The organism is Pseudoxanthomonas spadix (assembly GCF_003703395.1).
Lineage (GTDB): Bacteria > Pseudomonadota > Gammaproteobacteria > Xanthomonadales > Xanthomonadaceae > Pseudoxanthomonas_A > Pseudoxanthomonas_A spadix.
Window position 1 is genome coordinate 43,402 of record NZ_RDQN01000006.1, and the last position, 20,881, is coordinate 64,282.

General features: G+C 68.7%; 18 protein-coding genes. 9 read left to right on the top strand and 9 right to left on the bottom strand.

Features of this window, described 5'->3' with window-relative positions:
• Positions 1-17: 17 nt before the first annotated feature.
• Positions 18-1,442 (bottom strand): XVIPCD domain-containing protein, encoded by a 1,425-nt coding sequence (locus D9R12_RS10800; protein WP_244671810.1) that lies wholly within the window; start codon positions 1,440-1,442, stop codon positions 18-20.
• A complete protein-coding gene (locus D9R12_RS10805; protein WP_122230431.1) occupies positions 1,439-2,074 on the bottom strand; it encodes a hypothetical protein in 636 nt (211 codons plus the stop codon). The genes D9R12_RS10800 and D9R12_RS10805 overlap by 4 nt, the downstream gene beginning before the upstream one ends.
• 624 nt (positions 2,075-2,698) lie before the next feature.
• Here D9R12_RS10805 and D9R12_RS10810 point away from each other — a divergent pair.
• The gene (locus D9R12_RS10810) at positions 2,699-4,015 is read left to right on the top strand and encodes a hemolysin family protein (RefSeq protein ID WP_014160009.1); all 1,317 of its coding nucleotides are present in this window, start codon (positions 2,699-2,701) and stop codon (positions 4,013-4,015) included.
• Positions 3,996-4,640, top strand: coding sequence for an exopolysaccharide biosynthesis protein (locus D9R12_RS10815; RefSeq protein WP_043290410.1), 645 nt, complete (start codon positions 3,996-3,998; stop codon positions 4,638-4,640). Before D9R12_RS10810 ends, D9R12_RS10815 begins: the two co-directional genes overlap by 20 nt.
• Before the next feature lie 142 nt (positions 4,641-4,782).
• Here the strand turns inward: D9R12_RS10815 and D9R12_RS10820 are convergent, their stop codons facing one another.
• The 3 genes from D9R12_RS10820 to D9R12_RS10830 all read right to left on the bottom strand — a co-directional run bounded on the left by D9R12_RS10820 (position 4,783) and on the right by D9R12_RS10830 (position 8,658).
• Complete coding sequence (locus D9R12_RS10820; RefSeq protein WP_122230433.1) at positions 4,783-6,903, bottom strand: putative bifunctional diguanylate cyclase/phosphodiesterase; 2,121 nt, start codon at positions 6,901-6,903, stop codon at positions 4,783-4,785.
• Positions 6,900-7,829, bottom strand: a complete 930-nt coding sequence (locus D9R12_RS10825) for a phosphate/phosphite/phosphonate ABC transporter substrate-binding protein (protein WP_425479096.1) — start codon at positions 7,827-7,829, stop codon at positions 6,900-6,902. The genes D9R12_RS10820 and D9R12_RS10825 overlap by 4 nt, the downstream gene beginning before the upstream one ends.
• Before the next feature lie 64 nt (positions 7,830-7,893).
• Positions 7,894-8,658: an RNA methyltransferase gene (locus D9R12_RS10830; protein ID WP_210538820.1), complete on the bottom strand. Its 765-nt coding sequence runs from the start codon at positions 8,656-8,658 to the stop codon at positions 7,894-7,896.
• 136 nt (positions 8,659-8,794) lie between these two features.
• On the opposite strand from D9R12_RS10830, the gene D9R12_RS10835 reads away from it, so the two are divergent.
• Positions 8,795-9,631 carry an inositol monophosphatase family protein gene (locus tag D9R12_RS10835; protein WP_122230435.1) on the top strand — a complete coding sequence of 279 codons (837 nt, stop codon included), beginning with the start codon at positions 8,795-8,797 and terminating at the stop codon, positions 9,629-9,631.
• Between the two features lie 129 nt (positions 9,632-9,760).
• Here the strand turns inward: D9R12_RS10835 and murD are convergent, their stop codons facing one another.
• The 3 genes from murD to D9R12_RS10855 are packed head-to-tail and all read right to left on the bottom strand — an operon-like array spanning position 9,761 to position 15,210.
• Positions 9,761-11,149, bottom strand: a complete 1,389-nt coding sequence (gene murD / locus D9R12_RS10840; RefSeq protein WP_122230437.1) for a UDP-N-acetylmuramoyl-L-alanine--D-glutamate ligase — start codon at positions 11,147-11,149, stop codon at positions 9,761-9,763.
• Positions 11,130-12,620, bottom strand: coding sequence for a MurL-like N-terminal domain-containing (locus tag D9R12_RS10845; protein ID WP_014160002.1), 1,491 nt, complete (start codon positions 12,618-12,620; stop codon positions 11,130-11,132). The genes murD and D9R12_RS10845 overlap by 20 nt, the downstream gene beginning before the upstream one ends.
• Entirely contained in the window at positions 12,613-15,210 is a 2,598-nt protein-coding gene (locus D9R12_RS10855; protein WP_122230439.1) for a bifunctional aspartate kinase/diaminopimelate decarboxylase, read from the bottom strand. Before D9R12_RS10855 ends, D9R12_RS10845 begins: the two co-directional genes overlap by 8 nt.
• A gap of 261 nt (positions 15,211-15,471) precedes the next feature.
• Here D9R12_RS10855 and D9R12_RS10860 point away from each other — a divergent pair, with 261 nt between their 5' ends.
• Both D9R12_RS10860 and D9R12_RS10865 read left to right on the top strand, forming a co-directional pair.
• Positions 15,472-16,350, top strand: a complete 879-nt coding sequence (locus D9R12_RS10860) for a PhzF family phenazine biosynthesis protein (RefSeq protein WP_122230441.1) — start codon at positions 15,472-15,474, stop codon at positions 16,348-16,350.
• A 168-nt stretch (positions 16,351-16,518) separates the two neighbouring features.
• The gene (locus D9R12_RS10865; protein ID WP_170159235.1) at positions 16,519-18,126 is read left to right on the top strand and encodes an IclR family transcriptional regulator domain-containing protein; all 1,608 of its coding nucleotides are present in this window, start codon (positions 16,519-16,521) and stop codon (positions 18,124-18,126) included.
• A gap of 49 nt (positions 18,127-18,175) precedes the next feature.
• Here D9R12_RS10865 and D9R12_RS10870 read toward each other — a convergent pair whose 3' ends face one another.
• Positions 18,176-18,820, bottom strand: coding sequence for a glycine zipper 2TM domain-containing protein (locus tag D9R12_RS10870; protein WP_122230445.1), 645 nt, complete (start codon positions 18,818-18,820; stop codon positions 18,176-18,178).
• Between the two features lie 435 nt (positions 18,821-19,255).
• Here D9R12_RS10870 and D9R12_RS10875 point away from each other — a divergent pair, with 435 nt between their 5' ends.
• The 4 genes from D9R12_RS10875 (at position 19,256) to D9R12_RS15810 (ending at position 20,872) form a co-directional block, all read left to right on the top strand.
• A complete protein-coding gene (locus tag D9R12_RS10875; RefSeq protein WP_014159997.1) occupies positions 19,256-19,642 on the top strand; it encodes an HU family DNA-binding protein in 387 nt (128 codons plus the stop codon).
• 133 nt (positions 19,643-19,775) lie between these two features.
• Positions 19,776-20,366 (top strand): M23 family metallopeptidase, encoded by a 591-nt coding sequence (locus tag D9R12_RS10880; protein WP_425479097.1) that lies wholly within the window; start codon positions 19,776-19,778, stop codon positions 20,364-20,366.
• Positions 20,367-20,442: 76 nt separating this feature from the next.
• Positions 20,443-20,742 (top strand): DUF3861 domain-containing protein, encoded by a 300-nt coding sequence (locus D9R12_RS10885; protein WP_170159236.1) that lies wholly within the window; start codon positions 20,443-20,445, stop codon positions 20,740-20,742.
• The gene (locus D9R12_RS15810) at positions 20,726-20,872 is read left to right on the top strand and encodes a hypothetical protein (protein ID WP_170159237.1); all 147 of its coding nucleotides are present in this window, start codon (positions 20,726-20,728) and stop codon (positions 20,870-20,872) included. Before D9R12_RS10885 ends, D9R12_RS15810 begins: the two co-directional genes overlap by 17 nt.
• Positions 20,873-20,881: the final 9 nt, after the last annotated feature.

Genomic DNA, 20,881 nt, shown 5'->3' on the forward strand with positions numbered 1-20,881 from the left:
ATCGCCCGCCCTCCCATTCAGCGGGAAAGTGCAGGCCCGCTCGGTTCCGGCTGCGGCATCTGCTGTACCTGGACTGCGCTCAGGGCTTGCTGCCGGCTCAGTTGCTCCACCTTCCCGAGCGATTCGGTCACCGGGGATTGCAATGCGGCGGAAAGTTCGACGTCGGTCCGCAGCTGGGCCGGGTCGCCCAGTGCGCCCTGTACCGCGAACACTCGCGCCTGCTCCCCCGTTCCCAGCAGCACATGGTCCGCATGGGTGATTCCAGCCTGTTTGCACTGGAGCAACAACCCTGCAGCGACACGGCTGCCCGATCCGTCGGCCGAGCCGTCCCGGGCACCATCGAAACCCAGCTCCGCAATGCCATCGAGCAGCTGCCGGTGCAACGTCCCATCGGCCGGACGCACCCCGCCGGCCGGCACTGCCAGGGGTGTGCGCCAGTGCTCCGGTCCGAGCGCCTCGCTGCGCTCCATCACCTCACGGACCGCGGCCTGCTGATCGCCCCAACTGCGCGCCTCGCGCCGCGCAGGCTCGCCCGGCTCCAGGGTGCCCTGCAGGTCGCGTATCGCCGTACGCATCACGTCCGGCAAGAGCCCGCCCTGGCCCAGGGTGGTCAGCTCTCCCCGCATGTGCAGCACGTCGGAGCGGTACTTGGCGATCATCGGCGCGTATTCGACCGCCCGCGCACGGGCACGCGGATCGTCCAGCACCGACAGGTCCGGCCGTCCCTGGCCATCGATGTCCAGGAAGTTGTCCTTGTGGTGCGAGTCCAGCCGCGCAATGGCCGGCACCAGCGGATTGCGCGCGTCCAGCAGGCCCGGCGCGTTGTCGTAGCCCCCGAGGTGGCGCAGCGTTTCGATCTCGCGCTCGCTGGCGTAGTAGCGCACCTGCCCGTAGTGCCCACTGGCCGCACTCACCACATCGGCCGCCATGACGTGGTTGACGAAGCGGTCGCCGCCCTCGGGGATCCGCATCTCCAGGCTCACCGCCCCATAGGGATTGAACGCCTCGCCGTACAGCCCGAAGTGGTGCGCGGCCACTTGGGCCAGCGCGCCACCGAGGGAGTGGCCGGTGACGGTGACTTGGGGGACAGGAACATATCCACCTTCATTCTTCTTCGCATAGTCGAGTGCAAGCTTAGTAAGTGCAATTGCAGCGTCAGCTTGCGCGTTGACCCGCCCGAACACCATGCCGCCATCGGCCAGCCCACCGTCCTGCAATGGCTGGCGGTCGAACTCGGTTCCGCGATGCGCCACCACGATGTCACCGGTATCGGCACGCTGGTAGATCGTGCCCTGGTAGCCATTGGCCCGGTCCACGTGCTCGAGCACCTTGTAGGTGACGCCATGGCGGACAATATTCTCGTAGCGGCCATCGGCGCCGCGCACCGGGTCCATGTAGGAATCCGCCATCAAGTCGGCATATCGCTGACTGCTTAGACTCATGGCTCAATCTTCCTTGAAGTGAGAGTAAGTGTGAAAAGATCGCCGTCCTTGAGTTGCTTACTCATTTTATTGCGATCCACTTGTCCAAAAGCCCGCATATTTGGGATATCCGAATCGATAGGATAGAACCGCTTCTGCAGGTACGTGCTAACCCTTCCGCCTGAAGAAAGTTCTTCTCCCGATAACCCCGCAATAAACTCCGTCTCCCCGTCAGCCCCCGTCGCCTTCAGCCGCACGTGCATGCCGGTGGACTCCCAGTGGCACACGCCACGGCCGTAATAATCCGCATCCAGCATCCGGTCGGTGTAGACCGTGGCGACATACTCGGTTTCCGATACCTTGGCGAACTGCACCGGCAGCGATCGCCGCTTCGGCGCCAACTGATCGCCGTTGAAATTGTTGTCGCGCGGCAGCAGGCAGGTCTCGCCCTGGATTTCATAGGTCGCATAGGCCTCCAATGAGGCGAACGGCCCCGGCGCATCGGCGATGGCCAGCGTCACCCGGTAGCCCTGCCGCGGGTGCGGGTTCTCCTTGTAGCGCTTGATGAGTTCGGCCGGGTCAGGCGCGGTGTTCATCGAACACCCCCACAGCAGCGGGAACAGGCACAGGCTGAAGAAGGACCGCTTCCACATTGCATCGCTACCTCCATGGCGCCGGACCAGGAGCACTCTAGCAGTCTGTCGGACTTTGGTCGGCCGGGCTGCGAATCCGCCTGTGCGGTCCATCTTTCCGCCGCTTCTTGGCCCATAGCACCACTATGGGCCGGCGAACCGTCGAAAATCTGACCTCGCACAGCCAAATTCTCGCCTCGACCACCAAAGCCCGACAGGCTGCTAGGCCGTGATTTCCATGCCTGTCAAAACGCCTAACGCTATTCCCTTGCCATGCACCATGCACTCGCGACTTTCACACCGTCGATGCTCCGGAACGGCTGGCCGGAGCCGAGGCAGGTCTGCCGGAAAAAGCACGCCGGGCCGCTCCTGCCACCGGACACCAGGGGTCCGGAAAATGCCTGTCTCCGCACCCGCCTCCCGCAACGGGTTGCCCCCCGGCATCCGCCGCAGCCGCGGCGCACAGGTGCGGTCCTGGCCGGCTCCGGTCGGCCAGCGCGGCCAGTCACCTGCGCTTTGCTAGACTGCCCGCCGCGCCCCTTCAAGGGCGCACCCTATGGAAGACGATCCCACGCCCCCGACCGTCCCGCGCGCGGCCAGCCGCTGGACACATGCCGCCCTTTCACCTGATCGGGAGGGCGCATCGTGCTCGAACTGCTGATCGTCGGTTTCCTGATCGTGCTCAACGCCTTCTTCGCCCTGTCGGAGATGTCGCTGATGACCTCACGCAAGCTGCGCCTGAAGCAGATGGCCATCGAAAGCCGCGGCGCGCGCGTGGCCCTGTCGCTGGCAGAGCACCCGGACAACCTGCTGTCCACCGTGCAGATCGGCATCAACCTGATCGGCATCCTGGGCGGGGTGTTTGGCGGCGATGCGATCGGCGCCATCATCGCCGGCTTGCTGACCGGCTGGTTCCCGGGCATCGAGCCCTACGCCGGCAAGATCGGCGTGGCAGTGGCGGTGACCCTGATCACCATCGGCTATGTGATCTTCGGCGAGCTCATCCCCAAGCGCCTGGCCCTGACCAACCCGGAAAAGATCGCCACGATGGTCGCCCGTCCGGTCCACTGGCTGCTGCGCGCGGCGCGCCCGATCGTGTTCGTGCTCGGTGCCATCAACCGCGCGGTGTTGCGCCTGCTGGGGATCAAGGATGACGCGCGCCATGCGGTGACAGAAGAAGAAATCCGCATGCTGGTGAGCGAAAGCCACGAGCAGGGCGTGATCGACGACGACGAACGCAACATGGTCAACCGGGTGCTGCGCCTGGGCGACCGCACCGCCGACAGCCTGATGACCCCGCGCAAGCGCATCGTCTGGCTGGACGTGGCTGCCGCGTACGAGGAAAACCTGGAGACCATGCGCAGATCGCAGTATTCGCGCTTCCCGGTCTATCGCGGCAACGATCAGGACGTGGTCGGCATCCTCGAGGTGAAATCCCTGCTGGGGCGTATCGCCGACCATTCGCCGGAGCTGTTCACCGAACTGCGCGAGCCGCTGTTCGTGTCCGAGTCCACCCATGCGATGAAGCTGCTGGAGATCCTGCGCGAGGAGCAGCAGTCGCTGGCCCTGGTGGTGGACGAGTACGGCGAGATCCAGGGCATGGTCACCCTGAGCGACCTGATGAATGCGGTGGTGGGCCGCCATCACCAGCTCACCGAGAACCCCGACCCGAATGCGCTGGTGGTCACCCGCGACGACGGCTCGCTGCTGATCGACGGCTCGCTGTCCAACGACGACCTGCGCGAGGTCCTGGGCGGGGTCGCGCTGCCGGACGAGCACGCGCATGACTACAACACCGCCGCAGGCATGGTGATCGAGCACTTTGGCCGCATCCCGCACGTGGGCGAACACTTCGACTGGGCCGGCTGGCGCATCGAGGTGGTGGACCTGGACGGTGCGCGGGTGGACAAGCTGCTGCTACAGAAGTTGAGCGGCGAGGACGATGACGAGATCGTCGGCTGATCCAAACGAACCGGGCCAACCAGCGCAAAGCACCCGCAGCCTGCTCGAGGACATGGCGCGCGGCGATCCGGCCGAGCGCCTGCGCCTGGTGGACATCCTGGCCGACCTGCAGCAGGGCGCGTTCGGGATGTTGCTGTTCATCGGCACCCTGCCCTCCTTCATCCCGATCCCGGGGCTGGCCGGCGGCATCAGCGGGCCGCTGGTGATGCTGGTCGGCGCGCAGTTGCTGCTGGGTCTGCGCGAACCATGGCTGCCACAGTTCATCGCCATCCGCGGGCCGGCCCGGCATTCGGTGGTGCGCTTCGGCGAGGTGATCGCCAGGCCCCTGCGCTGGCTGGAAAGAATGGTGCGCCCGCGCTGGCCGGCGATGCTGGACAGCCGCCCGGCCAGCGCCTTCACCGGTCTGCTGCTGTTGCTGCTTGGCCTGCTGCTGTTACTGCCGATCCCGTTCACCAACTACCTGTTCGGCCTGTTGCTGCTGATCTACGTGTTCGCCCTGCTCGAACGCGACGGCATGCTGCTGCTGGGCGCCTGGATCCTGGGCCTTGTCGCGATCGTCGGCTTTGGGGTGTCGCTGAAGGAACTGGCGCAGGTGGCGCTGGACTGGATCGGCAGGCTGTTGTGAGTAGGGCGGGTCTTGACCCGCCGTGGTCGCACCGCAATCGCGATCCAGGCCGTACCGCGGTGGCGGGTCAAGACCCGCCCTACGTGCTCGATCCATGCATGCGTGTGTGGGGATGCATGGCAATGGCGGGTCAAGACCCGCCCTACGCCAGCAGCTGGATGAACTCGTCTTCGTTGAGCGGATAGCCCAGCCAGAAGCCCTGGGCCAGGTCGCAGCCGCGCTCGCGCAGCAGGTCGAACTGGCCCTGCTTCTCCACGCCCTCGGCCACCACCGAGATCCCCAGCGAATGGGCCATGGCGATGATCGCGGTGGTCAGCGCCAGGTCGTCCGGGTTGCGCTGCAGGTCGGCCACGAAGCTGCGGTCGATCTTGACCCCGTCCACCGGCACACGGCGCAGATGACTCAGTCCGGAGAACCCGGTGCCAAAGTCATCCAGCCACACTTTCACCCCGGCGCGGTGCAGCTTGGCCAGCATGGTGCTGGCGTGCGCCTCATCGCCGATCACGGCGGTTTCGGTCAGCTCCAGGTGCAGGCGCCCGGCCGACAGCCCGGTGTCGCGCAGGGTCTGGGTGACCAGCTCGGGCAGGTCGCCGCTGCGCAACTGGCGCGGGGAGACATTGACCGAAACGAACAGCGTGTCGGTGCCATCGCCGCCGTGGTGCCAGCGCGCGGCGGCGGCGCAGGCCGCGCGCAAAACGCGCGCGCCGATCTGTTCGATCAGGCCGCTCTGCTCGGCCACCTCGATGAACACCACCGGCGAGATCGCCCCCATCTCCGGATGCTGCCAGCGCAGCAGCGCCTCGGCGCCGACGATGCAGTTGTCGGCCAGGCGATAGATGGGCTGGTAGACCAGGGACATCTCGTCGCGGTCCCAGGCCCCGCGCAGCGCCGCTTCCAGGCGCACGCGGCGTTCCACCGCCTGGTCCATCGCCCGACTGTAGAAACGGAAGCAGTTCTTGCCGGCCATCTTGGCCTGGTACATGGCCACATCGCCGTTCTTCATCAATGCGCTGGCGCTGGCGGCATCTTCCGGGAACAGGGTGATGCCCACCGAGGTGCCCAGGAACACCTGGCGCCCCTGCACGGTCAACGGCTGGCCCAGCAGCTGGACCATCTCCTGGGCCAGGCACGTGGCCGCGGCGCGCACGTCGCCACCCTGGATCATGATCACGAACTCGTCGCCGCCAAAGCGCGCCAACACTGCATCGTCACCGCCCAGGCGCTGGACCGCGTCGCGGATGCGCGAGGCGAAGTGCAGCAGGACCTCGTCGCCGGCCTCGTGGCCCAGCGAATCGTTGACCCGCTTGAAGTCGTCGATATCGGCAAACAGCAGCGCCAGCTGTCCGCCGCTGCCGCGCGGCAGGAGCCGATGGTCCAGGCTTTCGCGAAACGCCAGGCGGTTGGTCAGCCCGGTCAACGCGTCGGTGTAGGCCATGCGGCGCACGTCGCGGTCGTGGCGCGAGATGCTCTCGCTCATCTCCGAGAACGCGCGCACCAGCTCGCCCACCTCGTCCCGACGCTGGCTGATCGGCCGCGGCACGTCGTAGTCGCCCACGCCGATGGCGCGCGCCGACTGGGCCAACGCGCGGATCGGCCGGACCAAGGTGCGCTGGGCGTACCAGGCCATGCCCAGGAACACGCACAGCAGCCCGCCCAGCAGGGCGGCGATCCAGCCCAGGTGGCGGCGCGCCAGCGCATCCAGGCGCCCGCGCAGCAGGCCGGCGGCGCGTTCTTCGCTGGCCTTGGCCTCGTCCAGCGAATACCCGATCCGCACGCCACCCAGACGGGCCTGGCCCAGTTCCACACCCTGCGAGACCTCGATGGTCTCGTCGGTCCACTGGGTCAGGCGCCCGGTGCTGGCCAGCGCGCGGGCGGCCAGCGGGTCGTGCATGGGCTGGCCGTAGGAGGCCATGTCCCAGGAACCGTCGTTGACCATGTTGCCGGCAGCGTCGAATACCAGCACGTAGGCCACGTCCGGCTGGCGGCGGGCCTCGCGCACCAGCGTGCCGATCGCATCCAGGTCCGAGTAGTACATCGGGTTGGCCAGCGCGTCGGCCAGTTGCTGGGCCATGGCCGCGCCGCGCCGGGTCAGGCCTTCGGCGGCCATCGCCTCCACCGCCTGGCGGCCAAGCAGGTCCACCTCGGCCTGCATGGCGCGCTGGCGCTGCAGCAGCACGCCCATCAGGGCCAGCACCATGGCCAGGGTCAGGCCCAGGGCCAGGGCCAGCTGCGCCTGCAGGCCGAAGCGCGTGCGCGGGCTCATTCGATCTGCTCGCGCACGCGCGCGGCGGCGTCGCGGACCCGGTCCAGCCCCTGCAGCGCCGCGCTGTCCAGCGGCAGGAACCGGGTGGTGCCGAAGAACCGCTTCATCGCCACCGCCGCGGCCGGGTCCTGCGCCGCATCCAGCAGCACCTGGCGCAAGCGTGCGCGGACCCGGGGGTCCAGGCCGGGACGGACCATTTCCAACGCACGCGGAAAGTCAGGCGACTGCGCCAGCACGCGCATGTTGGCGCGGAACGCCGCGGGCACGCGCTGCGGATCCTGCCAGTCCAGGTTGCTGAGCGCGCCGGCATCGACCATGCCCTTGTCCACCCAGGCGGCGATGTTGAGTTCGGACCGGGCGAACACGTAGCCCACCGAGGTTGCATCGGGCCGGTCCTGCGGCGAGAGCAGGATCTCCATCGGCAGGCCGGCATCGATCAGCATCGCCGCCGGCATCAGGTAGGCGCTGGTCGAACCCACCCCCTGCAGCGCCACCGACTTGCCGCGCAGGTCGGCCAGCGAGGTGATGCCCGAATCGGCGCGGGTGAACAGGAGCGTGTGGTAGGCGCTGGTGCCGCCGCGCTCGGTCAGCAGCAGCGGCTGGGCGCCGGAACGGCGTTGCAGCTCGGTGCCGGTGCCGGCGGTCTCGGTGACCCAGTCCACCCGGCTGCGGCGCAGGTAGCTGCTCATCTGGCGCGCATCGCGCGCCATCAGGATCCGGCCACCGGTGATGCCCACCTCGGTCATGTGCGCCACCACGTAGTCCAGCAGCGGCTTGAGCTGGGCGTAGTGCGCCTTGGGGTCGTCGCTGATGCGGCCCAGCACCAGCACGTGCGGGTCGTCCTCGCCCGGCACCGGGGCGGCGGACAGCGGGAGCGCCAGGGACGCCAGGACCAGCAGCAGGACACGGACAAACCAGGGGCGCAAACGGGGGAACCGGCAAACGGGACGAGGCAGCCTAGCCGAAATCTTCACGCCCCGACAATGATGTTCACCCTTCCGGCTGGGCCAGGCGGGCCATGCGCTGACAGTCGGCCAGAATCCCGCGCAGCAGCCGCACTTCCTTTTCGTCCAGATCGGTGCGCAGGTACAGCCGGCGCAGCTTGCGCATCGCCGATTCCGGCGCGCGGCCCTTGTGGAAGTCGATCTGTTCCAGCGTCTGCGCCAACTGGGCGAAGAAGCCTTCCAGCTGGGCGTGGGTGGCCGGGGCCGGGCGTGGTTCGGCCGGGTCTTCCACTGGCGCTGCGGCGTCCTGCAGCGCCAGACGGGTCTCGTAGGCCAGCACCTGCACCGCCGCGGCCAGGTTGAGCGAGCTGTAGTCCGGATTGGCGTCGATGTGCACCGCCGCGTGGCACAGCTGCAGTTCCTCGTTGGTCAGGCCGGTGCGTTCGCGGCCGAACAGCAGCGCCACCGGGCCTGCGCCGGCGGCCTGGGCCAGGCGTGCGGCGGCCTGGCGCGGGCTGTGTTCCTCCAGCGCCACCCGGCGGCTGCGCGCGGTGCAGCCCAGCACCAGCCGGCAGTCGGCCACGGCGGTGGCGACATCGGGGGCGACGACCGCCTGCGCGAGCAGGTCGTCGGCGCCGGCGGCGCGACGATAGGCCTCTTCGTGCGGGAATTTCTCCGGCTGGACCAGGACCAGCCGGGTCAGGCCCATGGTCTTGAGCGCGCGCGCGGCCGCACCGATGTTGCCCGGATGCTGGGTGCCCACCAGCACGAAGCGGATGTGGGCGGCGAAAGTGATGGCGTGGGAATCCATGCGTGGAATTCTAGGGCAGCGTCGCCCCTGCGCGCCGGAGCCGAATGGGTGGCAATGATAGAATTTGCGGTCCGGCCCAGCGCCGATGCTCCTTCCACGTGTTTCGCACGTTCGCCCTGCCCGAGGTCGTTTTCGCATGCTCAATCCCGTCGTCACCGTCATGACCAAGGCCGCGCGCATCGGGGGCAATGTCCTGCTTCGCAGCATCAACAAGCTCGACGCGCTGCACGTGGTCCAGAAGGAGCGCATGGATTACGCCAGCGAAGTGGATGCCGACGCCGAGAAGGCGGTCATCAAGGAACTGCGCCGGGCCTATCCCGAGTACGGCATCGTCGGCGAGGAAGGCGGCATCGTGCCCGGCAAGAACGGCCGCTACCACTGGGTCATCGATCCGCTGGACGGCACCAGCAACTACCTGCACGGCTTCGGCCACTACTGCGTGTCCATCGCCCTGGTGGACAACGGCGAACCGACCGACGCGGTGATCTTCGACCCGCTGCGCAACGAGCTGTTCACCGCCAGCCGCGGCGCCGGCGCCCAACTCAACGAACGCAAGATCCGCGTCTCCGAACGCAAGGAACTGGCCGGCGCAATGATCCACACCGGCTTCCCGCCGCGCGAGCGCGCCCGGGTCGGCGCGCACCTGGAATGCGTGCGCGAACTGCTCAACCACGCCGAGGACATCCGCCGCACCGGCTCGGCCGCGCTGGACCTGGCCTACGTGGCCTGCGGCCGCGCCGACGCCTACTTCGAGGCTGGGGTGAAGGACTGGGACGTCGCCGCCGGCGTGCTGCTGGTGCGCGAGGCCGGCGGCAAGGTCAGCGACTTCAAGGGCGCCAGCACCGGCCGCATGGACGGGGTCGGCCCGGAAACCCGCCAACTGATCGCTGGCAACCTGCGGGTGGCCGACGCGCTGCAGAAGGTGGTCGCCTCGTCCGGATACGCGGCCGCATTCAACGCCTTCGCCAGCTGATCGCGGCGCTTCGTCCTGATGCATCAGGCCCCGGTTGTCGGGGCTTTGTTGTCTTTGGGCGAATCGATCGCCGCGGCTGCGTGATTGGCTGCAGACAGGAGCCGACGCAAAGCAGCGCGGACAAAAAATTCAGGCCACGCCCAACCCGGGAATCGCCACGATCGCCTCCGGATCAAACCCCGCGATCCGCGCGAACTCCTTGCCGCGTTCCACGTAGTCGCGGTACATGCCAAAGCTCGGCGCGCCTGGCGAGAGCAGCACCACGCCTTGCCCCCCGAGCATGGCTTCGGCCTGCTGCATCGCCGAGGCCAGATCCGGCGCGGATGAAAGCGCAAACCCACCCTGCCCCGCCACCTCTTGCAGCAACGCATGGATGCGCGGCCCGTTGGCGCCCATCGTCACGATCCCCAGCGGCGCCTGCATGCGCATGGCCTGCGCGAAGTCGTGCCAGTCCAGGCCGCGGTCATGGCCACCGACCAGCAGCGCGATGCGCTGGCCGGAAAAGCACTCCAATGCCGCCAGCGTGGCGTGCGGGGTGGTGCTGATCGAGTCGTTGACGTAGCTGATGCCATTGCGCGTGCCGAGGGTCTGCAGGCGATTGGGCAACGGCTGGAAGGTCAGCGCCGCCGGGGCCAGCGCGCTGGCCTCGATGCCGAGCGCCTCGATCGCCGCCAGCGCCGCGCACAGGTTGCCGCGGTTGTGCCGGCCTGGCAGCGGTACCGCGCGCGTGTCGAACACCTCGGCATCGCCGCGATACAGGACATCGCCGCGCAGGTGCCAGCCCTGGGCGTGGTTGAACCAGACGATGCGGCTGTGCGGCAGTTCCAGTTTCGACAGCAGCGGATCGGCGGCGTTGAGCACGGCGATGCGCGGGTGCGCTCGGGTCACCAGCGCCAGCTTGTCCTGGATGTAACGCTGCTGGCTGCCGTGCCAGTCCAGGTGTTCGGGAAACAGGTTCAGCACCACCGCCACCTCCGGCGCAACGCCACCATCGGCGACCGCGCCGGTCTGGTAACTGGAAAGCTCGATTGCCCACAACTGCGGCGCTGGCTGCGGGTCCATCACTTCCAGCAGCGGCAGGCCGATGTTGCCGGCCAGCGCGGTACGATGGCCGCCGGCACGCAGCAGGTGCGCCAGCAGGGCGGTGGTGGTGCTCTTGCCCTTGGTCCCGGTCACGCACACGGTGCGCGCCTCAGGATGCTCGCCGAACCACAGCGCGGTGCCGCCCAAAAGACGCGCGCCGCGTGCCTGGGCTTGCACCGCTTCGGCCGAATACGGGCTGATGCCGGGCGACTTGATCACCACCTCGAAGCCGCCGAGCGCTTCACCGGTGATGTCGGTGCGCGCGGTGAGCAGGCCATCGCCCAGCGCCGCAGCCTGCACGGCTTCGGCCTGGCTACAGAACAGGGTCAGCGGCAGCGATGGCAGCCGGCTGCGCAGCAGCGCATGGGCGGCGCGGCCTTCGCGGCCCCAGCCCCACAGCGCGACGCGCTGGCCTTCAAGCTGCGAAATTCGCACGCAGCATGTTCCACAACGCCGGCGGTACGCGGTGCTCGCCCTCAGGCTGCAGCAACGGGCCGATCTGTAGTTCGTCCGCATCCAGCTGCGGGCCGATCTCGCGATTGAAACGCGCCACCAGCGCGTCCTCGCGCCATTCCGGGCGCTGGCCCAGGGTGGCCATCGCCGCGCGCGCCTCGCGCCCCTCGCCCACGCATTCGAACGGCTTGTGGTCCTGGTATTCCAGCAGCGCGTCGAAGCCTGCGGTCTGCGCCACGTCATCCAGCAGGTTGCGGCCGAAGATGTTCAGCAGCCGCGGCTTGGGCATGAACGGCGCCAGGGCCAGGAACACGAAATGGCACTTGGGGCACACCCCGCACCAGCGATTGACCGGACGCTCGCCCAGGATGTGGAAGTTGCGGTTGCAGCTGGAAAAATGCGCGTCGTAGTGATCGGTCCTGGCGAACTGGCGCGCCACGGCCAGCTCGGAGAACGGACGCAGCAGCGAGTAGTAGTGCAGATCCGCTGCGACATGGCGCTGCACATGGGCGCCGAACAGCGACTCGAACGCCCAGCCCTTGGACCACTGGTGGTTCACCTCACCGGTGCCGGGAATCATGCTGCCGTAGCTGGCCGAGCGTTCGTTGGAGAACACCACCTGGTCCACCCCGCGCAGCAGCGCGGCCACGACCAGGATCGCCGAATTGATCGCAGTGACCGGGATATGCCCGTTGTAGGCGCCCTGGCGGTTGAGTTCGAACAGCTCCGGGGCGATTGCCCGGCCGATGTTGAGCGTCGGCAAGCCGGTGCGCGCGGCGCAGGCGGCGATCAGCTGCGAACTGCCGATCCAGCTCACGGTCTGGGCCACACCGGCACGGCGCAGTGCCTCGATCGACACCAGCGAATCCTTGCCGCCGCCGATGGCCACCAGCGCGTGCGCTGCCAGGCCCAGAGCAGGCGCCCCTGCCCCCGCTCCCTCGCTTGCGGGGGAGCGCTCGAAGTCGCGGCTAGCGACCGAGGGGGTGAGGGGGTTACTTGCGATGATTGACTGCGAAGCGTCCCCCTCACCCTGCCCTCTCCCCCGCTCGCGGAGGCGAGGAGGCGATTCGGAACAGGGAAAACGGATGCGCCCGTGCAGGTCCAGCCCGTTGCGATAGGCGAATTCGCCCAAGCCGTGGCGGTACACGGTTTCCAGCAACGCCGCGGTTTCCGGATCGATGGGATCGCCTTCGATCACCACCTGCGGCGGCACCGCGGCCTTGTAGTAGCTCACCCCGGCGATCAGGTGCAGCAGGCGCACGGCGCGCTGCACGGCCTGCGCCCGCGCACCGTCCAGCGCCAACGGCGCGCCGGGGAAGCTCACCGTCTCGGTCAGCGCCGGGCCGTCATCGAAGGCGTACACCAGCCGCGCCACGCCGGTGGCCAGATCCAGCGAGCAATCGACGAAGCGGAACGCCTTGACCGCCTCGCGCTGGAACTTCAGATCAGACATCCAGGACCTCTTCCTTCGGCAGGCCGCGCAGGTTGTAGTGGCTGGCCATCACGTAGCCATAGGCGCCGGCATCGGCGATCAGCATGACATCGCCGGGGGCGGTGGATGCAGGCAGCGGGCGGCGGCGGCCCAGCACGTCGCTGGACTCGCAGATGGGCCCGACGATGTCGAACGGCGCATCGGCATCCAGGTCCAATCTGGACAGGTTCACCACGTCGTGCCAGGCGTCATACAGCGCCGGGCGCGCCAGGGTGTGCATGCCGGCATCCAGGCCGACCCGGGTGATGCCCTGCTTGGCCACCACCTGGGTGGCATGGCTCAGCAGCACCCCGGCTTCGGCCACCAGGTAACGGCCCGGTTCGATCGCCAGGCCAAAGCCCGGATAGGCGGCCTTGATCTCGGCCAGCCCCGCGCCCCAGGCCTCCAGGTCGAAGGGCTCATCGTCGGCGGTGTAGGGAATGGGCAGGCCGCCGCCGATGTCGATCACCTCCACCGTGCCGATGCGCTCGGCGATGCCGCCGAGCTCGTCGCAGACCTGCTTCCAGTGCTGGGCGGTGTCCACGCCGCTGCCCAGGTGGGCATGCAGGCCGGTGATGCGCACGTCGGTCGCGCTCGCCGCGGCGATGAAGTCATCGACGCGCTCGAACGGAAACCCGAACTTGGAATCCCTGCCGCCGGTGCGAACCTTGGCGTGATGGCCATCGCCGCGCCCCAGGTCCACCCGCAGCCACACGCTGCGGCCTTCGAACATGTCCGGCCACTGCTGCAGCAACTCCAGGTTGTCCACGGTCACGGTCACGCCCAGCGCGAAGGCCTGCGCGTATTCGGGATGCGGAGCGAAGCTGGGGGTGAACAGCACGCGCGACGGTGACAGATCGGGGAGCACTTCGAAGATGCGGCGCAGTTCGCCCAGCGACACGCACTCCAGGCCGAAGCCTTCTTCCACCAGTGCCTTGAGGATGGCCGGATGGGTGTTGGCCTTGACCGCGTAGTAGCGCCGGTCGATGGCGCCGATCGCGTTGAGCGCCCGTGCCCGTGCCCGTACCGTGGGCAGGTGGTAGACGTAGGCGGGAGTGCCGGCGGCGGCAAGCTCGATCAGGCGCGCGCGCTGGCCGCGCCACCACGGGGTTTGGCGCGGACGAACAGTACCGGCGATCTGGCGCCAGCGCGGACCGAACACGCTGGTCTCTTCCACCGGCATCGCCCCGCTGTCGATCAGCTCGGCGTGCAGGATCGGCAGCAGGCCGTCGGCATCGGCTTCGTCGATGACGAAGGTCAGGTTGAGGTCGTTGGAGGACTGGCTGATCAGGTGCACGCGCTCCTTGCCGAAGGTCGCCCACACGTCCGAAAGCTTGTGCAGCAGCGAGCGCATGCCACGGCCGACCAGGGTGATGGCCGCGCACGGCGCGATCACCTTGACCCGGCAGATTTCGGCCAGGTCGCTGGACAGCGCGGCCAGCACGTCGGTGCTGACCAGGTTTTCCGACGGGTCCAGCGACACGGTGACGTTGGTCTCCGACGAACCGATCAGATCCACCGACAATCCGTGCTTCTTGAAACGGGCAAACACGTCGGCCAGGAAGCCGACCTGCTGCCACATGCCGATGCCTTCCATCGACACCAGCACGATCCCGTTGCGGCGGCTGATCGCCTTGACACCCGGTACGGTCAGCGCATTGCCGTCGATGCTGGTGCCCGGCAGTTCGGGGCGTTCGGTATCCAGGATCGCCATCGGCACGCCGGCATCGCGGCACGGCTTGATCGAGCGCGGATGCAGCACCTTGGCCCCGGTGGTGGCGATTTCCTGGGCTTCGAAATAATCCAGCCGGGTCAGCAGGCGCGCGTCGGGCACCTCGCGCGGGTTGGCGCTGAACATGCCCGGCACGTCGGTCCAGATCTCCACGCGCTGCGCTTTCAGCAGCGCGCCGAAGTATGCGGCCGAGGTGTCCGAACCGCCGCGACCCAGGATCGCGGTGCCGCCGTCGCCGTGCCGGGCGATGAAGCCCTGGGTGATCAGCATGCGGTTGGACTGGGCGCAAAAGCGCGCGCGCCAGTCCTCGCTGCCGCGCGGATCGCATGACACCGACAGGCGCTGGGCCCAGGCGCTCTGGTTGGGAATGGTCATCGCCTCCAGCCACTGCCGCGCATCGCACCAGCCGATGTCCAGGCCGCCGGCCGACAGATACGCCGCGCCAATGGTGGAGGACAGCAGTTCGCCCTGGGCCAGCACCTCGGCCTGCCAATCCAGGGTGCGGGCGGTGGCGCGCGGATCGGCCACCAGGCTGCGCAGCACCGCCAGGCGCTGGCCCAGCACCGCCTCGGCGTCCAGTTCCAGTTCGGCCAGAAACTCGCGGTGGCGCAGTTCCAGCGCGGCCACCCGCGATGCGGCATCGGCCGCGCCATCGGCGATGGCGGTCAGTTCGTTGGTGACCCCCGACAGCGCCGAGACCACGATCAGCACCCGCGCGTGGGTGTCTTGGGCCCGTTTTTTCGCCAGCTTGCCGATGGTGTCCCAGCGATGACGGCGCGACACCGAGGTGCCGCCGAACTTGAGCACGATCCAGCGATCGTTCGGGGGGGAAGCTGACATGGGGGTTGGAGATCTACGAAGAGGGAGAAAAACCCGACCGCGCGGGCGGAACCGTTAATTCTAAAGGAAGCGCCCGAGCCAGCGGCCCGTGCGCGACGGAGAATGCGCGCCTCGCGTTTACCCATCGGCCAGCGGAAGACCAGGTGTGGGTCGGCGGCCTGACCCAGCCGGTGATCGAGGGTCATCTGCGCTGGTGAACGCCGGGCGTGCCGGCGGGGCGCTGCTACCCTGCACGCCTTCCACTGCCCCGATTCGACCGCCATGACCAGCCGCCGCTTTTTCCAGGTCGATGTGTTCTCCCCGCGCCCCGGCTGCGGCAATGCGCTGGCGGTGGTGCTCGATGCCCAGGGCCTGGACCAGGCGGCGATGCAGGCCATCGCCCGCTGGACCAGGTTGCCGGAGACCACCTTCGTGTTCCCGGCCGCCGATGCCGCCAGCAGTTACCGCATCCGCATCTTCGCCCCGCACCACGAAGTGCCTTTCGCCGGCCATCCCAGCATCGGCACCGCGCACGCGGTGCTGGCCGCCGGCCTGGCGCAGCCGCGCCAGGGAATGCTGGTCCAGGACGGCATCGCCGGCCGGCTGCCGCTCAAGGTCGAAACGATCGACGGCATCGGGCGCATCGCCATCGGCGTGCCGCGCGCGCAGCTGGTCGAAGTGGTGGACGCCGCAGATGCGCGCCTGGCCGCGGCCATCGCCGGCTGGCCGCTGGGCGCGCTGCCGCCGGCGTTGATGGATGGCGGGCGCAGGTGGTGGGTGGTCGAGCTGGCTGACCAAGCCAGCCTGCGCGGGCTCAGTCCGGACTGGGACGCCATCGCGGCGCTGGCGCAAGCGAGCGCGGCGATGGGCGTGTTCGCCTACGCGCGCGTGGCAGGCAACGCCGACTACCAGCTGGCGGTGCGCGCCTTCGTCGGCAACGGCCGGCGTTTCGAGGATGCCGCCTCCGGCGCGGCCAACGCGGTGCTGGCCGCCTGGCTGGACCGCCAGGGCGCCCTGCCCGGCCAGGACGGCCGCTATGTGGCCAGCCAGGGCCGCGAAGTGGGCTTCGATGCCCTGCTGGAGCTGCGCATCGATGCCGATGGCCAGGTCTGGTCCGGCGGCCAGGTCCAGACCGTGGTCACCGGCATGCTGGACTGGTGAACTCACCCGCCCCGGCCCTGATGCGACCGCACGCTGTCCTGATGCACCTGGCGCGTGGCCGTGTTGATGCGATTTGCCCGACAATGCGCGGCACGTGGCGCTCGGCCAGGACCGTCCAACGCGCGCTTGACTGCCCACATCGGCCCGATGGCCAGGATGACCGGCAACATGAGTGAAAACAGGCGCAAGGCCACCAGCACCATCGAGCGGGCGCTCGATGTCCTGGAGGCGATCGGCACCTCGCCCCAGGGCGTGACGTTCGCCGAGATCGCGCGCAAGGTCCAACTGCCGCGCACCACGGCCTATCGCATGCTGAGCGGGCTGATCGAACGCAACCTGGTGCGCCGCGAATCCACCCGCCGCGCCTACCGCCTGGGCTTCGGCGCGCTGCAGCTCAGCCGCGAATCGCACCCGGCCCCGGCGCTGGTGGCCGCAGCCAACATCGAACTCAACTACCTGCGCGCGATCACCGGCGAGACCACCAGCCTGTGGGTCCGCGACGGCCTGGAAGTGATCGCCCTGGAGCGCACTGGTGGCGCGCACCGCTCGCAGAGCGACACCCACGTCGGCCAGGGCCGGCTGCTGCACGTCACCGCGGCCGGCAAGGCCCTGCTGGCGGCCATGCGCACCGGCGAGCGCAACCCGCTGCTGGCGCGCCTGCCAATGACACCGTTCACGCCCAACAGCGCGACCAGTCGCGAGCAGGTCGATGCGATGATCGCCACGGTCAAGGCGCAGGGCTATGCGATCGACGACGAGGAAAGCCGCCTGGGCGCGCGTTGCGTGGCCGCGGTGATCCGCGACATGCAGGGCGTGGTGCGTGGCGCGCTGAGCCTGTCCGGGGCGACGGTGCGCTTCACCCCCGAGCGCATGGCCCGGTTCGGCACCGAGCTGACCGAAGCGGCCCAGCGCATCGGCGAACGCCTGGCCGGCACGGTCGAAGTCACCCACGACGACCAGGTCCAGCACGTGCCCGGCCCGGCTGCGCGCGGCGGCGACTTCGCCACCTGGTCGACGGTGCGCAACTGCTGGTACTGGGTCGATACGGCCACCGCCACCTTGCACCGCGCCCAGGACCACCAGGACTGCGTGCTGATCGCGCTGGAGGTGCAGGCGCGCAGCCTGCACGCCACCCCCAACGGCCTGGAAGTGGTGCACGAGGGCGGCATCCTGCGCCTGGATTTCGACGGCAAGGCCGTGCAACGTCCACTGGAACGTCGCGGTGGAGCCGCACCGCTGGCTGCCTGCGTACAGCCGGACGGTCGCGAATGGCAGGTCACGCCCGATCCGGCCGGCGGCTATCGCATCGCCACCTGGCTGCACACCGGCGTGGCGGTGCCGGGCTGGCGCATCGACGACCGCATCGACGCGCTGTGCTGGAACCCGCAAGGCACCCGCCTGTTCGCCGCCAGCGCCACCACCGGCACGCTTTACCAGATGCGTCCGGGCGATGCGCGCATCCGCCGCCTGGCCGTGGTGCCCAAGGCTTCCGGCGAAATTCGCGGCGTGGCTGCCGATGCGCACGGCGATGTGTGGGTGGCGCTGTACGGCGGCTGGGCCGTGGCGCGGTTTTCGGCCGAAGGCGGGATGATGCAGGAAGTGGTCGGCCTGCCGGTGGCCTGGCCGACCAGCCTGGCCGTGGGTGGGCGCGATGGCCGCCAGCTGGCCATCACCACCAGCGCCGGACCGGACGATGCCGGGGCACAGGGCGCACCGGCGCTTGAAGCAGCGGCCACCGGGCTGTACGTGCTGACCCGCCCGGCGTTGGCCAAATAGGGCGCAAGCGCGCAACCCCGCCGCGGCTTGGCGATCCCGGCCGGCCCGGCTAGTCCTGGAGCGGGACCACATCCACCCGCACGCGGATCCGGTCGCCGGGGTGATACGCAGTGCGGGTGTGGTACTGGCGGCCGGCATATTCGTAGGTGACCTCGTAGCCGTCCACCTCGCCGTCGGCGCGCGGGTCGGCCAGCGGTTCGCACACGCGCACCGTGCCGCGCGTGGTGTGCGAATTGTCGTAGACCGATTGCCCCATCGCCGTCCCCGCTGCGGTGCCGACTGCGGTGCCGACCACCCGCCCGGTGCCGTCGCCGAAGCTGCTGCCCACCACCGCGCCCAGCACGCCGCCCAGGATCGTGGCACCCACCCGTCCACCGGGTGTGGCCTGGGGTGTGCCATTGCCGACGGCGTCACCACCGCCTTGCGTGTAGCGCTCGTCCGCGTCGCGCTCGTAGCACTGCTGCCGGGCCGGTGGCGGCGCCACGATGATCGGGCCGACGCGTACCACCCGGGCGTAGTCCTCGTTTTCGCTGCCGCGCCGGTCACCGTAGTCACCGTCTGAGCGAAAGCTGCGTGCGTCCTCGCCCGGATCGCCATGGGCCTGGCGGTAATAGTCTGCGTAGCGCGACTGTGCCTGGGCATGACCCATGCAGGCCAGGCCAAGCAGTGCGACGACAAGCGTGGCGCGGATCATGCAGTGTCTCCTGCGCCGTTGCGGCGCGCGCGCATCGTCGAGCTGCTTGGGTGAAACAGTCCTGAACCGCTCCATCAGCCGTGCCCGCATGTAGCGACGCGATCGGCCAGGGTCGCGCAAACAGACCTCTCGCGCGCGGCCACAAGGGCCACGCGTGCCGAGTCAATCAGCCGACGATCTCGCTTTTTCAGGCGCATGGGCTGACGGTGAGGCGTTGGACGGCGGCCAGTTTCAGGCCTTGGGTTCCCGGCGATGTCCCTGACCGCCAACGGACCGGTCATCTGTGGTCCTTGCCTCGCCTTTGGTCGCAATCGGCGCGAAAAGCCGAGAAAAAAGCCTGTTTTCCCCTTGGCGGCACGTCACTCTTGGCCTACATTCCGCATGCCGACCGTTTCGGCTCGAATACTTCACCCAACACGGTACAACAGGAGCCATATGGCAAAGACCACCAGCAAGAAGGCAGCACCGAAGAAGGCCGCCAAGACCGCCGCCAAGCCGGCCGCTCCCAAGCCGATCAAGGAAGCCCTGACCAAGTCGGGTCTGGTCGCCCACATCGCCGACAACAGTGGCGTTGCCCCGAAGGACGTGCGCGCCGTGATGGCTGCGCTGCAGTCGGCCATCCAGGGCTCGGTCAGCAAGAAGGGCGCAGGCAGCTTCACCTTGCCGGGCCTGCTCAAGATCAAGACCGTCAGCGTTGCCGCCAAGCCCAGGCGCAAGGGCATCAACCCCTTCACCAAGGAAGAGCAGTGGTTCGCCGCCAAGCCGGCTTCGACCAAGCTCAAGGCCACCTTCATGAAGAGCCTGAAGGATGCCGCCGCCTGATCCTTGGCGCGGCTTCCTGCATCACCTGCTCGGGACGGCTTCAAGCCGTCCCGAGTGTTTTTGAGGCCGATCTTCTGGCCAGCCCGTGCCCATTGACCGTGTACTCATTGCGCTGCAGGCAGGCTTGAGGCCCATGCAACCGGCCCTCGACATCGCCACGCCCACCCGGCACGCACGGCGCGTGCTGGCGCCGATGATCTTCCTGGCGATGCTGGGCTTTGCCGCCGGGTGGGCCTGGAGGCAGCCATTGCTGGACACGCCCAGGATGCTCTGGCGCATCAGCCGGATGCCGCCGGCCACGGCGCTGCCTTCGCCGGTCCAAGGGGTGCCGGCCAGGGCGATCGCGGCAACCTTCGGCGCGCCGCGCGGCAGCACCCGCACCCATGCCGGGGTGGACATCTTCGCCAGCCGCGGCACGCCCGTGCGCAGCGCCACGGCCGGCATCGTGATCACGGTCGACGAGCGCGGACTGGGCGGAAAGCAAGTCTGGATCCTGGGGCCGGGCCGCGAGCGCCATTACTACGCGCACCTGGATGGCTGGGCCGAAGGCCTGCACGAAGGACAGAGCGTCCTGCCCGGCGACCTGCTCGGCCATGTCGGCACCACCGGCAACGCGCGCGGCACGCCGCCGCACCTGCACTACGCGATCTACGGGCGTCAGGGCGCACGCGACCCACTGCCGGCATTGCGCGCGTGGCCGGGGCAGGACCCGCCGGAACACTGAGTCACGCCCCACTCGGTCGCGGCCGCGGCAACAGCCTCCTACCTTGGAACCCTGTTCCCCAGTCGTCGTGTTCGCCATGAGACCCCGGCCGCACCGCTACCGCATCACTGTCACGCCCGTCGAGGAAGACGGCCATCCATGCCACCATCGCTGCAGCATCGAATTCGAACATCGCGCCAGCCAGGACTGGATGCAGCTGCTGGAGACACTCCAGCGCCATCGCCAGCTCAGTGCCGACGAGCGCGCCGGCACCCTGATCAGCAGCCGCCTGCTGCACGACATCGCCCAGCGTCACCGCGATGCCGGCGGGGACCTTTTCGCCCCGCTGCAACCGGCCCTGGAGCGCTTCATCGCCGGGCTTGATCCGCGCCGTTAGAAGACGGCTGCGCATCGCCGATGCACAGGGCAGGGTGCGCAACTGGTCGGGCTGGTACCGGCTGCGGCGCAGGATCGGCAACGACGGCTGGCAGATTTCCACCGCCTCGATGCGGCCGCAGCTTGATTGAAGCCCGGTT